We start from the raw sequence: 19,084 nt of genomic DNA, 5'->3' as shown, positions 1-19,084 counted from the left end.
AACGGGGCGAGCCTCGAGGACCACTAGTCTCGACTTCATGGCCCCCAGTCGCGTACGTAAGGAGGTCGACGCGGCGCTGCATGCCTTCGTCGACCGGCAGCGCCCCATGCTGAGCACTCTCGGTGACGATCTGGTGCCCATGGTGACGGCGCTCGACGCGCTGCTCGCGGGTGGCAAGCGGCTGCGTCCCGCGTTCTGCTACTGGGGCTGGCGCGGCTCCGGCGGCGGGGACTGCCCGGAGATCTTCGCCGCGGCGGCCTCGCTCGAGCTCCTGCAGGCCAGCGCGCTGATCCACGACGACGTCATGGACGGCAGCGACACGAGGCGCGGTCAGCCCTCCGCGCACCGCCGGTTCGAGGCGCTGCACGCCGCGTCGGGGTGGCGGGGTTCGGCCGAGGCGTTCGGCGCGGGCGCGGCGATCCTCCTCGGCGACGTGTGCCTGACCTGGAGCGACGAGATGTTCCAGGGCAGCGGCCTTCCGGAGGACGCGCTGCGGCGTGGACGGCCCGTCTTCGACGTCATGCGCACCGAGGTCATGTGCGGGCAGTACCTCGACCTGGTCGGGCAGGCCCGAGGGTGCGGCGTCGATCCGCGGGCCATGGTCGAGGCGGCCCTCCAGGTGGTCCGGTTCAAGGCCGCCAAGTACACCATCGAACGGCCGCTGCAGCTCGGGGCGGCGCTGGCCGGATCCGGGGAGATGGCCGCACTGTCGGCGTACGGCATGCCGCTGGGCATCGCCTTCCAGCTACGCGACGACGTCCTGGGCGTCTTCGGGGATCCGGCCGAGACCGGCAAGCCCGCGGGCGACGACCTGCGCGAGGGCAAGCGCACCGTCCTGATCGCGCTGACCCTGGAACGCTCCGCACCGGCGCAGGCCGAGACGGTGGAGCGCCTGCTGGGCGACCCCGGGCTCGACGCCGACGGGGTCGAACGGCTCCGGGCGATCATCGTGGAGACCGGTGCGCTGGACGCCTGCGAGCGGATGATCGACCGGTACGCCGACGAGGCGTCCGGCGCGCTCACGAGCGCGCCGCTCACCGCCGAGGCGCGTGCGGCGCTGTCGGACCTGACGATCGCCGCCACCGCCCGCCGCGTCTGACGAGCCCCCGCCCCACGGCCCCTCGCGTCTGACCTGCGGAACGACCGGGGATCAACATTCGCCGGACAAATGCGGTTTCGGTGGTTAACAATGGGGGCATGACCGATCGATTGACCGCATGAAGCTCGACACGCCTTACCCGCCGCGTATCGCCGAACCCGCGACCCGAGTGCGCGTCTCCGCGCCGGCGCCGCGCCGGACCCCGCGCAGCCGCCGACTCATCCTCGCGCTGACGCTGGTGGCCGTCGCCGGGTTCCTGCTGGGCCTGGGCCTGCCGGTCCATCCCTGAGCCCGCACCCGACGCGACGGGGGCGCCCCCGAGCAGCCGCCGGCCGAGAGCCGGCCACCGCCCCCACATGAAGAAGAGCCCTTGGCCCGCGTCGCGGGCCAAGGGCTCCTGTCGTATCGGCGGACTCACCGCCCCGGCGGAGTCCGTCACCAGTGCGGCGGCCGGTCCTCCAGGAGGCGGGCGTCGTCGTCATCTGAGGGGTAGTCGCCCCAGCCGAGCTCGGATTCGTCGCGCGTCTGGTCGGGCAACACCACCAGATCGTCGTCGTCGGCCAGCTCCACCAGGCGCTCGTCGTCAGGGTTGCTGATCACGTCTTCCATTCTCGCGCATCGAGCCGGCGATCGGGTGCCGGGTCGGTCAGAACGTCTGGTCCGCGGCGCGGAGCGGGCGGGCGAGCTCGGCGGCGGCGCCGCGTGGATCGCCGGCCTCGGTGATCGCGCGGACGACGACGACGCGACGGGCCCCGGTGGCCAGCACCTGGTCGAGGTTGCCCGCGTCGATACCGCCGATCGCGAACCACGGCCGGGGGAACCCGCGCCCGGCGACGTACTCCAGCAGCCCGAGTCCGGGGGCCGGCCGGCCGGGCTTGGTCGGCGTCGGCCAGGTCGGGCCCACGCAGAAGTAGTCGACGCCGGGTTCGATGGCCGCGGCGGCCGCCTGCGCCTCCGAGTGCGTCGACCGGCCGATGAGGATGTCCTGGCCCACGATGGCGCGCGCCGCCTGGACCGGGAGGTCGTCCTGGCCCAGGTGCAGGACGTCGGCGCGTACGGTGTGAGCGATGTCGGCGCGGTCGTTCACCGCCAGCAGGGCGCCGTGCTTGTCGCAGGCGGCGCGGAAGACCGAGAGGTACTCGATCTCCTGCCGCGCCTCGAGGCCCTTCTGCCGGAGCTGCACGATGTCGACGCCGCCGGCCAGCGCCGTGTCGAGGAACTCCTCGAGGTCGCCCTGTGCCTCGCGCGCGTCCGTGCAGAGGTAGAGGCGGGCCCGGTCGAGCCGGGCCCGCAGGGTCACGGCGCGTTCAGAGGGCAGGTGCCTGGCCACCGCGGGCCCTTTCGCCGATGGTGCGGGGACCTGCGGCGTGCCCTCCGCGGATCAAAGGGCCAGCGCCTGGGCGCGCCGGTTGATCTCCTTGACACGGTGCTGGATGAGCGCCTGGACGGGAGAGCCCGGAAGGGAGTCGTCCTCGGTGAACAGCCAGCGCAGCGCCTCGGCGTTGCCGAAGCCGGAGTCGGCGAGGACCGTCAGGGTGCTCTGGAGTCCCTTGAGGGGCTGATCGCCGGAGATGAACGCCGCCGGGACGCAGAGCCCTTCGGCGCGCTGCACTCCCAGGAGCTTGTGGTCGCGGAGAAGCTGCTTGACTCGCTTGAGATCGAGGCCGAGCTTGTCGGCCGCTTCGCGAAGGGTGAGCCATTCGCCCACCAGTGCGTCGGTCTGTCGGTCGATCTCGATTTCGGCAACGGTGTGCGTCACGGAACCCTGCCTACCACCTTCGGCATCTTCTGAAACCTCACTCACGGACGGTCTCCTTGACCGGAATGGCGGGATCCGCCAGCGCTGACCGGTCAACTCGCTTCTGACCTGCGATGATACGCCTGCCCTGCGCAAGATCGCGTGGTCGGTCGACAGTGAGGATCGCCACAAGCCGATCGTCGGCCAGCCAGCAGGCCGACCACCCGCCGGCGGCCGTCGGGTCGCCGCGCCAGACCATGATGTCGGCCACCGGGTGATGCCCGGCGTACTGCACCATGTGCCCGAACTGCTCCGACCAGAAGTACGGCACCGGGTCGTAGAGCCGGTCGCCGCCCAGCAGGCCCGCGGCCGCGACCTCCGGGGCGTTCAGCGCGGTGTCCCAATGCTCGACGCGCAGGCGGCGCCGGAACCTCGACGACCACCACGCGGCGCAGTCCCCGACCGCGTAGACCCCCGGACGGCCGGTGCGCAGTCGTTCGTCGACGGCGACGCCGTTGTCGAGGGTCAGGCCCGACCCTTCGAGCCAGGCGGTCTCGGGACGGACTCCCACGCCCGTCAGGACGACGTCCGCCTCGATCGAGCCGCCGCCCGCCAGATCGAGACCGCCCCGCTCCACGGACGCGACCTTGACGCCGGTACGGAGCTCGATCCCCGCCTCGGCGTACCAGCCCGTCGTCTTCGTGCCGACCTCGGCGGCGACGGCCCCGGAGAGGGGGGCGTCGGCGGCCTCGACCACCGTGACACGGCAGCCGGCCGCGGCTGCCGCCGTCGCGACCTCCGCGCCGATCCAGCCGGCGCCCACGATCGCGACCCGGGCTCCGGGGCGCAGCTCGGCGCGGAGCGCCCGGGCGTCGTCGATGGTGCGCAGCACGTGCTGTGGGCCCTCGCCGGGCAGCCGGATCGGCGACGCGCCGGTCGCGATCACCAGGCCGTCGAAGCCGAGGGGGCCCGCCGTCGTCTCCAGGACGTCGGTGAGACCGGTCACACGGTGGCCGAGAAGCAGTTCGCAGTCCAGCGCCGTCCAGTCGGCCTCGACGGTCGTGTCGTCGACGTCCCCGCGCAGCACACCCTTGGACAGCGGCGGCCGGTCGTACGGCCGGTGCGGCTCGGCTCCGACGAGGGTCAGCCGGCCGGTGTGGCCCTGGGCCCGCAGCGCCTCGATGGTCCGGACGCCCGCCAGTCCACCGCCTGCGACGATCACCCGCTCCATGTTCGCGACCTTATAGTCTGTTGACGTAAGCGCGGGAGTCCGGCGCACCGGGCTGAGAGGGCGGCACAGCGGCCGCCGACCGCATGAGCCCGCCTCGACGACCACCCCGGTCGGCGCGGGCTCTGGACCTGATCCGGATCATGCCGGCGAAGGGAGCGCACACGTGCACGTGGTCATTGTGGGCGGCGGAGTGATCGGCCTCGGGATCGCGTGGCGATCCCTGAGCCGTGGCATCGAGGTCACGGTCGTCGACCCGGAGCCGGCGAGCAAGGCGTCGCGGGTCGCCGCCGGCATGCTGACCCCCGTCACCGAGGCGAACTACGGCGAGGACGCCCTGCTGCGGCTCGGTATCGAGTCCCGCGACCGGTACCCCTCCTTCGTCGCCGAGCTGGAGGAGGTCTCCGGCCGGGACACCGCGTACCGGCGCGACGGGGTGCTGCAGGTCGCCCTCGACTCCGACGACCTGGCCGTACTGGACGAGCTGCGCCGTTTCCAGGAGTCGCTCGGCCTCGCCGCCGAGGCGCTCACCGGCCGGGAGTGCCGCCGCCGGGAGCCCATGCTGGCGCCGTCGGCACGCGGCGGGCTGTTCGCGCCCGACGACGGCTCGGTCGACCCGCGACGCCTGTCCGCGGCGCTGCTGGCCGCCGTCGACCGGCTGGGCGGCACTCTGGTCCGGGACCGCGCGGCCGAGGTCCTCACGGACCGCGACCGCGCCGTCGGCGTGCGTCTCGCCGGCGGCGACACCGTCCACGCCGACCAGGTGGTGCTGGCCGCCGGTCCCTGGAGTCACGAGCTGAAGGGGCTGCCGCCGGACGCCGTCCCCCCGGTCCGCCCGGTCAAGGGCCAGGTCGTACGCCTGCGCGGCCCGTTCCCCCTCCTGGGGAGCACCGTTCGCGGCCTCGTCCGCGGTTCCTCGGTCTACCTGGTGCCCCGCGCGGACGGCGAGCTCGTCATCGGCGCGACCCAGGAGGAGATGGGCTACGACACGACGGTGACCGCCGGCGGGGTGTGGGAGCTGCTGCGCGACGCCCACGAGCTGGTCCCCGGCGTCACCGAGCTCGCCTTCGCCGAGGTGACCGCCGGGCTGCGGCCCGGCTCGCCGGACAACGCCCCCGTCCTCGGGCCGTCGGCGCTGCCCGGTCTGCTGCTCGCCACCGGCCACTACCGCAACGGCATCCTCCTCACCCCGGTCACCGCCGACGCCATGGCGGACGTCATCGCGACCGGAGAGCCACCTGAGGTCATCCGGCCGTTCGCACCCGGAAGGTTCCGAGATTGAAGATCACTGTCAACGGCTCCGAACGGGACGCCCCCGAGGGTTCGTCGGTGGCCGGCGTGGTCGCGTCGCTGACCGAACACCCCACCGGCGTCGCCGTCGCGCTGAACGACGAGGTCGTGCCGCGCACCGACTGGAAGACCACGATTCTGCGCGAGTCGGACCGCATCGAGGTGCTGACCGCCGTTCAGGGAGGCTGACCATGCAGCGACACGCCGAAGACGCCCCCGAGGGTGGCACCGGCCCGGAGCCGCTCGTCATCGCGGGCGAGAGCTTCGAGTCCCGGCTGATCATGGGCACGGGCGGGGCGCCGAGCATGCGGATCCTCGAAGAGGCGCTGACCGCGTCCGGTACCGAGCTGACCACCGTCGCGATGCGCCGCGTCGGCGCGGACACCCCCGGGTCCGTCCTCGACGTGCTTCGCCGGTGCGGCATCCGGGTGCTGCCGAACACCGCGGGGTGCTTCACGGCGGGCGAGGCCGTCCTCACCGCCAAGCTCGCCCGCGAGGCCCTCGGCACCGAGTGGATCAAGCTTGAGGTCATCGCCGACGAGCGGACCCTGCTGCCCGACCCGATCGAGCTCGTCGACGCCGCCGAGCGGCTCGTCGACGACGGGTTCGTCGTGCTGCCGTACACCAACGACGACCCGGTCCTGGCGCGGCGCCTCGAGCAGACCGGCTGCGCCGCGGTGATGCCCCTCGGCTCCCCCATCGGCTCCGGTCTGGGCATCCGCAACCCGCACAACATCGAGCTGATCGTCGAGCGGGCCGGGGTGCCCGTGATCCTGGACGCGGGCCTGGGGACCGCCAGCGACGCCGCCCTCGCCATGGAGCTCGGCTGCGACGCTGTCCTGCTCGCCACGGCCGTCACCCGCGCCCAGTCGCCCGCCATGATGGCCGCGGCGATGCGGCACGCGGTGGAGGCCGGCCGGCTGGCCCGCCTCGCGGGCCGGATCCCCAAGCGCCGGTACGCGCACGCGTCCTCGCCGTGGGAGGGACTGAGCTCCGCCGACTGACCGGCGGGCGGGCGGGGAATCCTCGGCCGCGCCGGATACGCCCATGAGCAGGCCGTTCGCCTCGCGGTCGGTCTCGATCCCGCAAGGAATGATGCTTTGATCCTGAGTCAGGATGAGTATGCCCCCGAATCCCTAATACACTCCCCCTGATGGATACGACGGTTGCGGACCCCCTCGTCGGGCAGGTGCTCGACGGGCGCTACCTCGTACGGTCACGTGTCGCCCGGGGTGGCATGGCCACCGTTTACGCCGGTCACGACACCAAGCTGGACCGTACGGTGGCGCTGAAGGTCATGCATGCGAACCTCGCCATGGACGAGGAGTTCGTCCGGCGTTTCATCGGTGAGGCCAAGAGCGCGGCCGCCCTGTCCCACCCCAACGTGGTGGCGGTCTATGACCAGGGCACCGACAAGGGCTATGTCTTCCTCGCGATGGAGTACGTCCCCGGGCGCACGCTGCGCGACCTGCTGACCGAGCGCGGCCGGCTGGGCCCGCGCGAGGCGCTGCAGGCCATGCAGCCGGTGCTGTCCGCGCTGGGCGCCGCGCACCGCGCCGGGCTGATCCACCGCGACGTCAAGCCGGAGAACGTCCTGCTCACCGCCGACGGACAGGTGAAGGTCGCCGACTTCGGCCTGGCCCGCGCCGAGACCGCGAGCAAGCAGACGAAGACCGGCATGATCATCGGTACCGTCGGCTACCTCGCGCCCGAGCAGGTCATCTCCGGCGACGCCGACGCCCGTACGGACGTGTACGCCGCGGGCATCATGCTGTTCGAGCTGCTCACCGGCCGCCAGCCGTACGAAGGCGGCACGCCGCTGGCCGTCGCCTACAAGCACGTCAACGAGACGGTGCCGCTGCCCTCGAGCGTCATCCCGGGCCTGCCGCCGCAGATCGACGCGCTGGTGGCCAGCGCCACCAACCGCGACCCGGCGCGCCGGCCGTCCGACGCCGACCACTTCCACGCCGCGGCGGGCGAGGTCTACCGCCTGCTGCCGCCGGAGGTCGACGCGTCGCTGGCCGGAGTCGCGCCGGCACCGCCGCCTCCCCCGACCCCCGCGCTCCCGCCGCCGGCCGTCGGCCCCACGGTCACGGACGGCTCGACGCAGATGCTCGGCCACCACGCCGGCGGCTACGCGCCGCCGCACGCGGGGACGCAGATGCTGGGCGCGCACACGATGACGGTGCACCACGAGCCGCCGCCGCCTCCGACGATGCGCGACCGGCTGCTGCGGCCGCCGGGCGTGTACGGCGTCATCGCCGGCGCGCTCGCCATCGTCCTGCTGCTCGGCGGGATCGTGTGGTACCAGACGGTGGGCAACAAGGAGGCCGTGCCCAAGCTGGCGGGGTTGACCGAGGAGCAGGCCCGCGTCGCCGCGGAGAACGTCGGGCTCAAGGTCAAGGTCGGGTCCTCGCGGTTCGACCCGAAGATCCCCAAGGACAGGGTCGCCGAGGTCCAGCCGCAGGCGGGCACCAAGGTCGAGAAGGGCACCCTGCTCACGTTGATCCTGTCCAAGGGCAGGCAGCCGGTCGCGATCCCGGATGTCAAGAACGATCCGCTCGACACGGCGAAGCAGAAGCTCCAGCAGGCGGGGCTCACTCCTGGTGACGTGGTGAAGGACGCCAGCACCACCGTGCCGGTCGGCTCGGTGATCAGGACCAGGCCCGCCGCCAAGACGATGCAGAGCCCGGAGGACCCCGTCACGCTCGTGGTCAGCAGGGGCATCACGATGCCGAAGCTGGTCGGCCTCAAGCGCGACGTCGCCGCCCAGAAGCTGAGCAAGCTCGGTCTCAACCCGCAGTGGCAGGAGCAGGACCCGGGCGACGGGCAGCAGCCGAACACCGTCATCAACCAGGACCCACCGTTCGGCCAGCAGCTCACCCCGGGCCAGACCGTCACCGTCACCGTGACCAAGGCGCAGAAGGACTGCGCGCCGCTCGACTTCGGCTGCCTGTGGCAGCGAATGCACGGCCACGACCAGCAGAACGGCCAGCCGGCACCGGTCCCCGGGGTGCTGGGCCAGCCGATCGCCCAGGCCGCCCAGGCGCTCGTGGAGGCCGGTTTCCAGGTGCAGGTCACGGGCGGCCAGCCCGGCGACCCCGTGACCGGACAGGACCCGCCCCCCAACACCCCGACGCCGAAGGGCTCGGTCGTCAAAATCTGGCACTGAGCGTCCCGCCGGCACGGCGACCGCGCCGTGCCGGCCCGTCAGGACGGGCCCGGGCACTAGGCTGGATCGGTCATGGTCAGAGCAGATTTCAACGCGATCGGCGCCCACGTCCCGGTGGCGGGCGGGCTGGCGACCGGCGGGCTCCGCTACGCCGCCGAGATCGGGGCCGAGGCCGTCCAGGTCTTCGTCAGCAACCCACGGGGCTGGGCGCGAGCCGCCGGGAAACCCGAAGAGGACCGGCGGCTGCGGGAGCACAGTGAGCAGCACGACCTGCCGGTGTTCGTGCACGCGCCGTACCTCATCAACCTCGGGTCACCGAGTCCGGAGACGATCGACCACTCGGTCGCGTCGATCCGGCACGCCCTCCAGCGCGGTGCCGTGATCGGCGCGCGGGGCGTGGTCGTGCACACCGGCTCCGCGGTGTCGCAACCGCGCGAGGACGCGATGCGGCAGATCCGCGAGCACCTGCTGCCGCTCCTGGACGAGATCCCCGCCGACGGTCCCGACCTGCTCCTGGAGCCGATGGCCGGCCAGGGGCAGATGCTGTGCGCCACCGTGACCGACCTGGGCCCCTACCTCGACGCCGTCGACCGGCACCCCCGTGCCGGGGTCTGCCTCGACACCTGCCACGCCTTCAGCGCCGGGCACGACCTGACGGCGCCGGGAGGCGTCGCCGCGATGCTCGAGGCCCTGGCCGAGACCGTGGGGGCCGACCGGCTCAAGCTCATCCACGCGAACGACAGCAAGGACCCCTGCGGGTCGTGCCGGGACCGCCACGAGAACATCGGCGCCGGGCTGATCGGCGCGGCGCCCTTCGCCGAGCTGTTCCGTCATCCGGTCAGCCGCGGGGTGCCCCTCGTCATCGAGACCCCGGGCCGCAGCGCGGAACCGCACCGCGCGGACATCGAGGCCCTCAAGAAGCTCCGCGCCGGCTGACCATCGCCCGGCTCCCCGTCCGCGCCCGGCTGGCCGCCACTCCGGCCTCCCGCCCGCGCCGGCTGTTCGCCGCTCAGGCTCACGTCGTGCCGACGCCCCCACGCCTCCCACGCCCGCGCCGGGCATGAAAAAGGCCTGGGTGCTGCTGAACAACCCCCCGACCGTTCAGCAGCACCCAGGCGCGCCGCCTGGCGTCCACCCCCCCGAGTCGGAGCCTGGCGGCCGTCCCGAGAACGTTGCTGTGTCCGAAACCCTAGGGTCCGCGCGGCCCGCCGCGAAACCCATATGGCCCTCGCCTCGGCAAACGGTTCGTAGTGAGCGGTATACGTTCGGTAAGCCAGGGCCGAGCGGTCGGTGGGACGCGACGAACGGTCTCAGTCCGGCCCGCCCGGCTCGGGGCCCTCGGGCAGGTGCATGCGGGCCATCGCGCGCTCCGTGCGCTCGGGGACCTGCCCGGAGGTGAGCAGCGACACCGTGACGGTCACCACGAAGGCCAGCGGGACGGTGACGATGGCCGGCTGCTCGACGAGCGTGCCCAGCCAGCCGGAGCCCGGGCCGGGGTCGCTGAGCACCCGCGCCAGCCCGGCTGCGGCCGCCGGCACCCCGCCCGCGACGATCCCCGCCGTCGCAGCGGGCGGCGTGAGCCGCCGCCACCACACCCCGAGGATGAGCAGGGGGCACAGCGACGAGGCGGCGACGACGAACGCGACGGTCACCAGGGCCGCCGACTGGGGGCTGCAGGCCCAGGGCGCGACGAGCAGCGGCACGGCGACGGCGACCAGGACGGCGGTGCGGAAGCCACGCGCTCCCCCGCCGAGTCCCTGCGCGATGCTGCCCGACACGGCCACCACGACGCCGCAGGAGGTGGAGGTGAAGGCCGCGAACGCGCCGGTCGCGATGAGGGCGGTCAGCAGGTCGCCGGTGACTCCGGGGACCATCCGGTGCGGCAGCAGGAGCAGCGTCGCGTCGGTCTCGCCGGTCATCAGCAGCTCCGGGGTGTACACCCGCCCGAGGGTGCCGAACAGCGCGGGGAACAGGGAGAACACCGCCAGCATGAGGACGACGAGCCCGGCCGTGCGCCGGGCGGTGCGCCCGCAGGAGTTGGTGTAGAACCGCACGGTGATCTGCGGTAAGCCCATCGTCCCGAGGATCGTCGCGAGGAGCACGGAGTACGTCGCGGCCAGCGGATGTTCGCGGCCGCCCGCGAACGGCGTCGCCCAGCGGTCGCCGCGCAGCAACGCGATCCGCGACGTGTGCGGCACCGGCGCGCCGGCGGGGAACCGCATGCGGGTGCCGGCGCGGACCCGGTGCCGGCCCGCCACGAGGCGTAGCCGCTCGCCGTGGTGACGACGGCCGTCGAGGACGCCGGTGACCGCGACCGCGACCGGCGCCGGCAGGTGGATGCCCGCGGCCGTGTCGGCGGTGACGGTGGTGTCGCGGTGGAAGTACGGCGGCCGGGCCGCGTCGGCGTCGTTCTGCAGTCGCCAGACGGCGATGAAGACGAGCGCGGGGATGGTGACGGCCATCAGCTTCAGCCAGAACTGCACGGCCTGCACGCCGGTGATGCTGCGCACCCCGCCCGGCAGGACGAGGACGACCACCGCCGCCACGACGACGAGCCAGCCCATCCACACGGGCAGTCCGCTGATCACCGACAGTGTGACGCCGGCGCCCTGAAACTGGGGCAGCAGATAGAACCAGCCGATGACGAGCACGCACGCGCTGACGACGCGGCGCACCCGCCGCGAGCCCAGCCGCCACTCGGCGAAGTCCGACAGCGTGTACGCGCCGGAGCGCCGCAGCGGGGCCGTGACCGAGGCGAGCAGCACGACGTGACCGGCGGCGGCGCCGATGGGCAGCCACAGCATGTCCGCGCCGTACGCGAGGACCAGGCCGGCCATGCCGAGGAACGCCCCCGCGGAGACGTACTCGCCGCTGATCGCCGAGGCGTTCCACCACGGGGAGACCTCGCGGGCGGCGGCGTACAGGTCGGCCACCTGGGCCGGCCGGCCCCGCGCCGGCACGGTCGCGAGCGAGGCGATGAGCAGGGCCATCGCGAGCATTGTGATCATTTGTTCTCCTCGCCCGGTGGGGAGGTGTACGGCCGCCCCGCGGGTACGGCGTCGACGCGGGCTCCGGTCATCGGCGCCGGGGCGGCTTCGGTCACTCGCGCCGGGCCATGGCCGCGAAGTCGCGCTCGGCCCGCTCGGCGAGGCGTACGTGCCGGCGCGCGACGGCGACCCACACCACCGGGACGACAGCGGACAGCACCAGCCAGGGCAGCCGGACGCCGAACAGCCGGACCCGCGACAGCGCGGGCTCCCACGCGAACAGCAGCGGCAGCCCGCCGCTGACCAGCGCCACGATCGCGCACGTCAGCGCGGCGTGCCCCGCCTGGACGCGCATGAGCGACCGGACGGGCGCCGGATCCGGCTCGTCCCGGTCTTCGGCGGCACGGTGCGGGGGCCGCGGCGAGCCGCTGGGCGGCCCGGTGACGGTGACGCGTTCACTCATCGGGCGAGGGCGGCTCACCGGGCGACGGCGGCCGCTGCCGGAAACGACGGATCAGCAGGTCGCGAACCTCCCGGGCTTGGCGGCGGCTCACCGGCAGCCGCAGGTCGCCGATCTGTACGACCGTGCGGCCCTCGTCGAAGTGGAGCTCGGTGATGTGCGCGGCCGCGACGAGCGTCTTGCGGTGGATGCGGATGAACCCGGCGGCCTGCCACCGCTCGGCGAGCGCGGCGAGCGGCATCCGGAGGAGATAGCTGCCCTCGGCGGTGTGCAGGCGGATGTAGTCGCCGTGTGTCTCGGCGTGCGTGACGTCGGCGCGAGAGATCAGCCGGGTCCGGCCGCCGAGCTCCACTGGGATCACCTCGTCCGCCTCCGGCTCATACGGCGCGGTGTCCCGGTGCACGATCTCGTCGACGCGCCGTACGGCCTCGCCGAGGCGGTCGGGGTCGATGGGCTTCAGGAGGTAGTCGACGGCGCCGAACTCGAAGGCGGTGACGGCGAACTCGTCGTGCGCGGTGACGAAGACGATGGCGGGCGGGTCGGCGAAGCCGGCGACGAGGCGGGCGAAGTCGATACCGTCCAGTGCGGGCATGCAGATGTCGAGGAAGACCGCGTCGAGCCGCTCCCCGCTCTTGATCATCCTGCCGATCTCGCGCAGCGCCTCGGCGGCGTCGCGGGCGGGCGTGACGTGCTCGATTCGCGGATGCCGACGAAGCAGATAGGTGAGCTCCTCCAGCGCGGGGGCCTCATCGTCGGTGGCGAGGACGCGAAGCATGGCAGGAGACTCCCTCTTTTACGCAGAGTATGCAACTCATTTCACCAAGTAGTTGTTTTCCATTACCGGGATGCGACGGCGGTGTGGCTCTTCGGCACGCGCAGGCTGACCTTCATCCCCGCCCCGACGGCCGTCTCGATGACCAGGCCGTACTTCTCTCCGTAGACCTGACGCAGGCGGTGGTCGACGTTCACCAGGCCGATGCCGCCGTGCGGCGCGCTCTCCCGCCCCTCCGCGAGGAGGTCCCGCAGCCTGCCGGGGTCCATGCCGACCCCGTCGTCCTCCACGCTGATCGCCGCCTCGGCGCCGGCGTCGCCGGCGACGATCCGGACGTGCAGCCGCTCCATGCCGCCGCACCGCATGCCGTGCCGGATGGCGTTCTCCACCAGCGGCTGCAGGGACAGGAACGGCACCGCGACCGGGAGCACCTCGGGCGCGATCTCGACGGTGAAGCGCAGCCGCTCGTCGCCGAAGCGCGCCCGCTCGAGGAGGAGGTAGCGGTGGATCGACCGCAGCTCCTCGGCCAGCGTCGTGAAGTCGCGCCGGTCGCGGAACGAGTAGCGCGCGAAGTCGGCGAAGTCGAGCAGCAGTTCGCGGGCGCGCTCGGGGTCCGTGCGGATGAAGGACGCGATCGTGGTCAGCGAGTTGTAGACGAAGTGCGGGGAGATCTGGGCGCGGAGGGCCCGCATCTCCGCCTCCATCAGGCGCGTCTTCGACGACTCCAGCTCGGCCAGCTCCAACTGCCCGGAGGCCCAGCGGGCGACCTCGCCGAGGGTCTGCAGGCGTTCGTCCCGGACCCCCGCGCCGTACGCCGCGAGGGCCCCGGCGACGCGGCCCTCGATGGTCAGCGGGGCGATCACCGCGGCCCGGATGGGGCAGTCGGGGTCGCCACACGCGATCAGCTCCGACACGACCACGCGGGGCCGCCCGGTGCCGAGCACCTGGGCGACGAGCGGGACCACGGTCTCGGAGTGGGCGTCCCCGGCGCCGTCCCAGGCGAGCAGGCGCTCGGTGTCGGTGACGGCGACGGCCGGGACGCCGAGGAGCTCCCGCAGGTGACGGGCCGCCCGGCGCGCCGACTCCTCGGTCAGGCCGGTCCGCAGGGAGGCCGACGCCAGCGAGATGGTGTGCAGGACGGCGAACGTCGCCTCACCGCCCGGCGCGCCCGGCCCGTCGCGCCGGCGGACCGAGCCGAGCGACCAACCGGCGGCGGCCGCCATCAGCGCCGCCGTGGCGGCCAGGACCGCCTCGACCGATATCCCCACCATGACCACAGACGGTAATGCCATCGTCACGGAAACGTCGGGATTTCGGCAACTCCTCTTACGCCGGCGGCTCGTCCTCCTGGTAGGAGTACCGCTGTTCGCGCCACGGGTCGGCGATGTTGTGGTAGCCCCGATCCTCCCAGAAGCCACGGCGGTCCACGGTGAGGTACTCGATGGCGCGCACCCACTTCACGCTCTTCCAGCCGTACAGGTGCGGCACCACCATCCGCAGGGGCGCGCCGTGGTCGGGCGTGAGCGGCTCGCCACCCTGATGGGTGGCCAGCAGCGTCTTCTCCTCAAGGAAGTCGATCATGCGCAGGTTGGCGCTGTAGCCGTACTCCGCCCACACCATAACGTGGGTCGCGTCGTCGGCCGGGGGCGCCAGCCGGACGAGCGTGGCCGTGAGGATGCCCTCCCACTCGACGTCGGGAACGGTGAACTTCGTGACGCAGTGGAAGTCGGCGCTGACCCTGCCCCGCGGGATCTCCTGGACCTGCGGCCAGGTCCAGCGGTACTCCCGCCCGGCCTCGGTGGCACCGTACACGCGCAGGTCCCAGGTGGCGGGGCGGAACTTCGGCACCGGGCCGTAGTGCAGGACGGGCCAGCCGCGCGGAACGTACTGTCCCGGCGGGAGGCGATCGTCAGGCCCCACCGCGTCGTCCTCGACTCTCCGATTGCCCGCTCATGGTCATCGGCCATCCTGCCATCCCCCGCGCACGCGGTGTGCCGAACCCCTCCGCCCATGACGCTCGGCGCATCGGCTAGGCTGTCGTCCATGCGCAACGTCTTCTCCTTTACCTATGGCGGGCCCGGGACACGGGTGACTGCCGGAAGGACGCTGCGCTAGAAGGCAACCACCGACAGATGCCCCGGGCCCAATGGGTCCGGGGCATCTGTCGTTTCCGGCCAAGAACCGACTGTTTCGGAAGAGGAAGCATCATGGTCGTTGTCATGTCCGCCGACGCGGAGGAAGCCGATATCCAGGCCGTCGTCACGGTCGTCGAGGGCGCGGGCGGCGAGGCGTTCGTCAGCCGCGGCGTCAACCGTACGATCATCGGGCTGGTCGGCGACGTCGAGCAGTTCGGCACCCTGAACCTCCACGCCCTGCGCGGCGTCACCGACGTCGTGCGGATCTCGGTGCCGTTCAAGCTGGTCAGCCGGGAGAACCACCCGGACCGTTCGGTCGTGCGCGTCGGCGGTGTGCCGATCGGCCCCGGCACCATGACGCTCATCGCCGGGCCGTGCGCGGTCGAGACGCCGGAGCAGACGCTCCAGGCCGCACGGATGGCCCAGGCCGCGGGCGCGACCCTCCTGCGCGGCGGGGCGTTCAAGCCGCGCACCTCCCCGTACGCCTTCCAGGGACTCGGCGAGAAGGGCCTGCGCATCCTGGCCGACGTGCGCGCCGAGACCGGCATGCCCATCGTCACCGAGGTGGTGGACGCGCACGACGTCGAGCTCGTCGCCTCGTACGCCGACATGCTCCAGGTCGGCACCCGGAACATGCAGAACTTCGCGCTGCTGCAGGCCGTCGGCGGCGTCGGCAAGCCCGTCATGCTCAAGCGCGGGATGAACGCCACGATCGAGGAGTGGCTGATGGCCGCCGAGTACGTCGCCCAGCGCGGCAACCTCGACATCGTGCTGTGCGAGCGTGGCATCCGCACGTTCGAGAAGGCCACCCGCAACACCCTCGACATCTCGGCCGTCCCGGTCGCGCAGCGGCTGTCGCACCTGCCCGTCATCGTCGACCCGTCGCACTCCGGCGGCCGGCGCGACCTCGTGCTGCCGCTGACCCGCGCGGCGATCGCGGTCGGCGCCGACGGGGTGATCATCGACGTGCATCCGAACCCGGAGAGCGCGCTGTGCGACGGCCCGCAGGCCCTCGTCGACGACGACGTCCGCGAACTGGCGCAGACGGTACGCGACCTGCCGCCCATCGTCGGCCGCACCCTCGCCACCGCCTGACCGCGGCGGCGCGCCGCCCGGAGGTCCTCCGGGCGGCGCGCCCGGTTCGAGGTCGGACGCCCCGATCGTCTTCGCGGTACGCGGACGGTAGTCTGCCCCGTATGGCGTACTACACCGCCCAGCTCGGGCCGCCCCGGTTCTGACCGGGGCCACCACTCCTACGCCCGGCACCGCCGGGCGCTTCTTCTGACGCCGCCGCCGAGCGGCTCTTCGGCGCGCCCCGGATCTCGCGTTCCTTCGAACCGTTCGATATCTGGAGCGTTCTCCTTGACCACCACTGAGGTCTCCTCCGCCGCGCCCGCGCGCCGGCGGCTCGGCGGGTCCGCCGACATCGTCCTGGCCGCCTCCCTGTGGGGCACGACCGGCACCGTCCGCAGTTTCGTCCACGCCAGTCCCGTCGCCGTGGGCGCCGCCCGGCTCCTCATCGGCGGCGCCTTCCTGTTCGCCGTGGCCCTGCGCTGCGGCGGGCTGCGGCCCCTGCTCGTCCGCGGCACCCGCACCCGGCTGATCCTCCTCCTCGGCGCGGCGCTCGTCGCCGTCTACCAGGTGGCGTTCTTCTGCGCGGTCGCCCGTACCGGCGTCGCGACCGGCACCGTCGTCACGATCGGCAGCGGGCCCGTCTTCGCCGGCCTGCTGTCCCGGCTGCTGCGCATGGGCACGCTGACCCGGCGCTGGCTGCTCTCCACGGCGGGGGCGGTCGCCGGGTGCGCCGCGCTCACCCTGGGCGGCCAGGCCGCCGGCGTCGAACCCATCGGTGTCGCGCTGGCCCTGATCTCCGGGTTCGGCTACGCCTCGTACGCCACCGTCGCGTCGTACCTGATCACCCGAGGCGACGACAGCCGGGCGGTGCTCGGCGTCCTCTTCGGCGGGTCCGGAGTGCTGCTGCTGCCGGTGCTGCTCGTGGTGGGCGCCGGCTGGCTCCTCACCGGGCCGGGCGCGGCCGCGGCCCTCTACCTCGGCGTGATCACCACCGGGCTCGGCTACCTGTTCTACGGCCGGGGGCTGCGGACGACCCCGGTCGCCGCCGCCACCACCCTCACCCTGGCCGAGCCGGCGGTCGCGGCGGTCCTGGGCCTGTGCGTCCTCGGCGAGCACCTGAGCGCGCTCGCCCTCGCCGGCCTGGCCCTCCTCGCCGCCAGCCTGGTCGTCCTCACGGTGCCGACCCGCTCCCGCTGAGTCCGTTTCTCCAGGCCGTCTACACAGGCGAGAATTTTCTCGTCTGTGTAGACGGCCACGAACGACGCCCCGGCAGCGGCGGACCCGGTTTCGCCCCTCTTCTACCGTCATGCGGCAGTCCATGCCGCGAGCACGCGAGTCCCGTACGGCGTGCGGTCGGCTCCTGGTCGTCGACAGCGTACCGACCGGACCGCACCGATCTTCATAGCGATCATCGATGAGGCCGCGCTACGGCGGCCGGTCGGCGGCCCTGAGGTCATGCGCAGCCAACTCCGCGTGCTTCTGGACGCCGCTCGGCGACCGAACGTCAGTTTGCGCGTGCTGCCGTACGCAGCCGGCGCACACCCTGGTCTCGAATCAGCTGCGGCGCTGAGTCCTGACGAATCGACGGAGTTCATCGCCGCTGTGATCAAGGAGTGAGCCAGTTCATGGTGATCCCCGAGAGCGCCGTACGCAGCCTGCCCTGGCGGAAGAGCAGCCGAAGCGGGAGCGGGAACGCGACCTGCGTCGAAGTCGCCGAGCTCGACCTCGACTCGATCAAGTAGCCACATGAAACAGTGAGGCCCCGGCTCTGGCCGGGGCCTCACTCAAGCCCTGTACATGCCGCGGCTCCGGCGACGGGCGGTCGTCTCGGATGCTCAGGCGGTGGGTTCGCCGTAGGAGGGGCGGTGCTCCTGGAGGTTGGTGGCGAGCTGCTCGGCCATCTCCTCCGCGTCGAGGCGCTTCTCGATCTGCCGGAGGTCCTCGATCTTGGCGCGGGTCTCGGCGCGGCGGGGGGTGAGGACGGTGCAGCAGTCCTCGTCGGGCAGTTCCGAGATGCTCAGGGTGTGGATCTTCCGGGCCTCGGCCATGATCTCGGTCTTGTCCATGCCGATGAGCGGGCGCAGGATCGGCAGGCTCACCGCGTCGTCGAGGGCCGTGATGTTCTGCATGGTCTGGCTGCTGACCTGGCCGAGCGAGTCGCCGGTGATGAGCGCCGCGCCGCCGAGGTTCCCCACGACGACCTCCGCCGTCTTCAGCATCAGGCGGCGCTGCGCGACGATCTGCAGCCGGTCGGCTCCGGAGGACTTGATCTGCTGCTGCGCCTTGCCGAACGGCACGACGAACAGCCGCGACCCGCCCTGGAACTTGTCCAGCTCGCGCACCAGGGCGTACGCCTTGTAGATCGACTCCGGGCCGGTGAACGGCATCCCGGAGAAGTGCAGGAAGTCGACCCGCAGCCCACGGCGCATCATGCGGTACGCGGCGACGGGCGAGTCGATGCCGCCCGACATCAGCACCAGCGCCCGGCCGCTCATGCCGACCGGCAGGCCGCCGGCACCGGGCATGCCGTCGGTGAAGACGAAGACCTCTCGCTGGTCGACCTCGATGAACACCGCCAGGTCGGGGTTCTTGAGGTTGACCGGCAGGTCGTAGCGCTCCTTCACCTTCGCGCCGACGAGGGCGTTGAGGTCGGAGGAGGTGATCGGGAAGCGCTTGTCGCGGCGGCGCGCGCGGATGGCGAACGCGCCCTTGCGGGCCAGCGCGGGGTGCTGCGCGACGAGGTCGAGGGCCGCCTGGACGGTCGCGTCGACCTCCTTGGCCACCCGCCAGGCGCGGTGCACCCACACGATGCCCATCACGTCGGTGAGCCGCCGGGCGACGGCGTCGACGTCGGCCAGTTCGCCGCTCTCGGTGCGGACGACGATGACGCCCTCGCGCTGCCAGATGTTGATCTTTATGCCGAGCCCCTTCACGGCGGCCCGGATGTTGTTCTGCAGCCGCCGCTCGAACAGCTCGCGGTTCTTGCCCTTGAGGACGATCTCCCCCAGTTTGAGGAGAACGCAGGGCTCACCGACGACGGCGGGCCGCTCGGCGTTCTGGGGCTGCGTCGTGGTTTCGAGCGTGGGCATGCGTCCTACCTCCAGCGGACACTGACGGGTGCGAACATCA

The 19,084-nt window shown here is 72.5% G+C and carries 20 protein-coding genes and 1 pseudogene; 11 read left to right on the top strand and 10 right to left on the bottom strand.

Going from position 1 to position 19,084, the window contains the following annotated elements:
• Positions 1–37: 37 nt before the first annotated feature.
• Positions 38–1,099, top strand: coding sequence for a polyprenyl synthetase family protein (locus ABD978_RS23055; RefSeq protein WP_345358100.1), 1,062 nt, complete (start codon positions 38–40; stop codon positions 1,097–1,099).
• 118 nt (positions 1,100–1,217) lie between these two features.
• Entirely contained in the window at positions 1,218–1,388 is a 171-nt protein-coding gene (locus ABD978_RS23050; RefSeq protein ID WP_345358097.1) for a hypothetical protein, read from the top strand.
• A 146-nt stretch (positions 1,389–1,534) separates the two neighbouring features.
• On the opposite strand, the gene ABD978_RS23045 is transcribed toward ABD978_RS23050, so the two are convergent.
• The 4 genes from ABD978_RS23045 to ABD978_RS23030 are packed head-to-tail and all read right to left on the bottom strand — an operon-like array spanning position 1,535 to position 4,068.
• Positions 1,535–1,699 (bottom strand): hypothetical protein, encoded by a 165-nt coding sequence (locus ABD978_RS23045; protein WP_345358450.1) that lies wholly within the window; start codon positions 1,697–1,699, stop codon positions 1,535–1,537.
• Positions 1,700–1,745: 46 nt separating this feature from the next.
• Positions 1,746–2,429, bottom strand: coding sequence for a thiamine phosphate synthase (thiE, locus tag ABD978_RS23040; RefSeq protein WP_345358094.1), 684 nt, complete (start codon positions 2,427–2,429; stop codon positions 1,746–1,748).
• Positions 2,430–2,480: 51 nt separating this feature from the next.
• The gene (locus tag ABD978_RS23035) at positions 2,481–2,858 is read right to left on the bottom strand and encodes an Rv2175c family DNA-binding protein (RefSeq protein ID WP_345358091.1); all 378 of its coding nucleotides are present in this window, start codon (positions 2,856–2,858) and stop codon (positions 2,481–2,483) included.
• 37 nt (positions 2,859–2,895) lie between these two features.
• Positions 2,896–4,068 (bottom strand): NAD(P)/FAD-dependent oxidoreductase, encoded by a 1,173-nt coding sequence (locus tag ABD978_RS23030; protein WP_345358088.1) that lies wholly within the window; start codon positions 4,066–4,068, stop codon positions 2,896–2,898.
• A 163-nt stretch (positions 4,069–4,231) separates the two neighbouring features.
• Between ABD978_RS23030 and thiO the strand changes: the two genes are divergently transcribed.
• The 5 genes from thiO to ABD978_RS23005 all read left to right on the top strand — a co-directional run bounded on the left by thiO (position 4,232) and on the right by ABD978_RS23005 (position 9,463).
• Positions 4,232–5,347 (top strand): glycine oxidase ThiO, encoded by a 1,116-nt coding sequence (gene thiO / locus ABD978_RS23025; protein ID WP_345358085.1) that lies wholly within the window; start codon positions 4,232–4,234, stop codon positions 5,345–5,347.
• Positions 5,344–5,544, top strand: a complete 201-nt coding sequence (gene thiS / locus ABD978_RS23020) for a sulfur carrier protein ThiS (protein WP_345358082.1) — start codon at positions 5,344–5,346, stop codon at positions 5,542–5,544. The genes thiO and thiS overlap by 4 nt, the downstream gene beginning before the upstream one ends.
• 2 nt (positions 5,545–5,546) lie before the next feature.
• Positions 5,547–6,359, top strand: a complete 813-nt coding sequence (locus ABD978_RS23015) for a thiazole synthase (protein ID WP_345358079.1) — start codon at positions 5,547–5,549, stop codon at positions 6,357–6,359.
• Between the two features lie 149 nt (positions 6,360–6,508).
• A complete protein-coding gene (gene pknB, locus ABD978_RS23010) occupies positions 6,509–8,527 on the top strand; it encodes a Stk1 family PASTA domain-containing Ser/Thr kinase (protein ID WP_345358076.1) in 2,019 nt (672 codons plus the stop codon).
• A gap of 72 nt (positions 8,528–8,599) precedes the next feature.
• Positions 8,600–9,463, top strand: coding sequence for a deoxyribonuclease IV (locus ABD978_RS23005; protein ID WP_345358073.1), 864 nt, complete (start codon positions 8,600–8,602; stop codon positions 9,461–9,463).
• A gap of 374 nt (positions 9,464–9,837) precedes the next feature.
• Here the strand turns inward: ABD978_RS23005 and ABD978_RS23000 are convergent, their stop codons facing one another.
• From ABD978_RS23000 to ABD978_RS22980, 5 genes are all read right to left on the bottom strand, one after another.
• A complete protein-coding gene (locus ABD978_RS23000; protein ID WP_345358070.1) occupies positions 9,838–11,535 on the bottom strand; it encodes a sodium/solute symporter in 1,698 nt (565 codons plus the stop codon).
• Positions 11,536–11,626: 91 nt separating this feature from the next.
• The gene (locus ABD978_RS22995; RefSeq protein ID WP_345358067.1) at positions 11,627–11,977 is read right to left on the bottom strand and encodes a hypothetical protein; all 351 of its coding nucleotides are present in this window, start codon (positions 11,975–11,977) and stop codon (positions 11,627–11,629) included.
• Positions 11,970–12,749: a LytR/AlgR family response regulator transcription factor gene (locus ABD978_RS22990; RefSeq protein ID WP_345358064.1), complete on the bottom strand. Its 780-nt coding sequence runs from the start codon at positions 12,747–12,749 to the stop codon at positions 11,970–11,972. The genes ABD978_RS22995 and ABD978_RS22990 overlap by 8 nt, the downstream gene beginning before the upstream one ends.
• A gap of 62 nt (positions 12,750–12,811) precedes the next feature.
• Positions 12,812–14,017: a sensor histidine kinase gene (locus tag ABD978_RS22985; protein ID WP_345358061.1), complete on the bottom strand. Its 1,206-nt coding sequence runs from the start codon at positions 14,015–14,017 to the stop codon at positions 12,812–12,814.
• A gap of 55 nt (positions 14,018–14,072) precedes the next feature.
• Entirely contained in the window at positions 14,073–14,666 is a 594-nt protein-coding gene (locus ABD978_RS22980) for a molybdopterin-dependent oxidoreductase (protein ID WP_345358058.1), read from the bottom strand.
• A gap of 287 nt (positions 14,667–14,953) precedes the next feature.
• Here ABD978_RS22980 and aroF point away from each other — a divergent pair, with 287 nt between their 5' ends.
• From aroF to ABD978_RS22960, 4 genes and pseudogenes are all read left to right on the top strand, one after another.
• Positions 14,954–15,976: a 3-deoxy-7-phosphoheptulonate synthase gene (gene aroF / locus ABD978_RS22975; protein ID WP_345358055.1), complete on the top strand. Its 1,023-nt coding sequence runs from the start codon at positions 14,954–14,956 to the stop codon at positions 15,974–15,976.
• A gap of 267 nt (positions 15,977–16,243) precedes the next feature.
• The gene (locus ABD978_RS22970) at positions 16,244–17,152 is read left to right on the top strand and encodes a DMT family transporter (RefSeq protein ID WP_345358052.1); all 909 of its coding nucleotides are present in this window, start codon (positions 16,244–16,246) and stop codon (positions 17,150–17,152) included.
• A gap of 147 nt (positions 17,153–17,299) precedes the next feature.
• Positions 17,300–17,572: pseudogene (locus tag ABD978_RS22965) on the top strand (Scr1 family TA system antitoxin-like transcriptional regulator); the annotation flags it as partial.
• Between the two features lie 8 nt (positions 17,573–17,580).
• Positions 17,581–17,697 (top strand): DUF397 domain-containing protein, encoded by a 117-nt coding sequence (locus ABD978_RS22960; RefSeq protein WP_345358049.1) that lies wholly within the window; start codon positions 17,581–17,583, stop codon positions 17,695–17,697.
• 93 nt (positions 17,698–17,790) lie between these two features.
• Here the strand turns inward: ABD978_RS22960 and thiI are convergent, their stop codons facing one another.
• Positions 17,791–19,044, bottom strand: coding sequence for a tRNA uracil 4-sulfurtransferase ThiI (thiI, locus tag ABD978_RS22955; protein WP_345358046.1), 1,254 nt, complete (start codon positions 19,042–19,044; stop codon positions 17,791–17,793).
• Positions 19,045–19,084: the final 40 nt, after the last annotated feature.

It is taken from the genome of Actinoallomurus liliacearum (assembly GCF_039542035.1).
Lineage (GTDB): Bacteria > Actinomycetota > Actinomycetes > Streptosporangiales > Streptosporangiaceae > Actinoallomurus > Actinoallomurus liliacearum.
Note: the sequence above shows the minus strand (reverse complement) of the source record. Positions and strands in the feature narration are given on the sequence as shown.

Excerpts from the sequence above, each read along its gene's own strand:
- ABD978_RS22990 (WP_345358064.1), bottom strand. The coding sequence starts at position 12,749 with ATGCTTCGCGTCCTCGCCACCGACGATGAGGCCCCCGCGCTGGAGGAG.
- ABD978_RS23000 (WP_345358070.1), bottom strand. The coding sequence starts at position 11,535 with ATGATCACAATGCTCGCGATGGCCCTGCTCATCGCCTCGCTCGCGACC.
- ABD978_RS23030 (WP_345358088.1), bottom strand. The coding sequence starts at position 4,068 with ATGGAGCGGGTGATCGTCGCAGGCGGTGGACTGGCGGGCGTCCGGACC.
- ABD978_RS23015 (WP_345358079.1), top strand. The coding sequence starts at position 5,547 with ATGCAGCGACACGCCGAAGACGCCCCCGAGGGTGGCACCGGCCCGGAG.
- aroF (WP_345358055.1), top strand. The coding sequence starts at position 14,954 with ATGGTCGTTGTCATGTCCGCCGACGCGGAGGAAGCCGATATCCAGGCC.
- ABD978_RS22995 (WP_345358067.1), bottom strand. The coding sequence starts at position 11,977 with ATGAGTGAACGCGTCACCGTCACCGGGCCGCCCAGCGGCTCGCCGCGG.
- ABD978_RS23050 (WP_345358097.1), top strand. The coding sequence starts at position 1,218 with ATGAAGCTCGACACGCCTTACCCGCCGCGTATCGCCGAACCCGCGACC.
- ABD978_RS22985 (WP_345358061.1), bottom strand. The coding sequence starts at position 14,017 with ATGGTGGGGATATCGGTCGAGGCGGTCCTGGCCGCCACGGCGGCGCTG.
- ABD978_RS22960 (WP_345358049.1), top strand. The coding sequence starts at position 17,581 with ATGGTGATCCCCGAGAGCGCCGTACGCAGCCTGCCCTGGCGGAAGAGC.
- thiI (WP_345358046.1), bottom strand. The coding sequence starts at position 19,044 with ATGCCCACGCTCGAAACCACGACGCAGCCCCAGAACGCCGAGCGGCCC.
- pknB (WP_345358076.1), top strand. The coding sequence starts at position 6,509 with ATGGATACGACGGTTGCGGACCCCCTCGTCGGGCAGGTGCTCGACGGG.
- ABD978_RS23055 (WP_345358100.1), top strand. The coding sequence starts at position 38 with ATGGCCCCCAGTCGCGTACGTAAGGAGGTCGACGCGGCGCTGCATGCC.
- ABD978_RS23005 (WP_345358073.1), top strand. The coding sequence starts at position 8,600 with ATGGTCAGAGCAGATTTCAACGCGATCGGCGCCCACGTCCCGGTGGCG.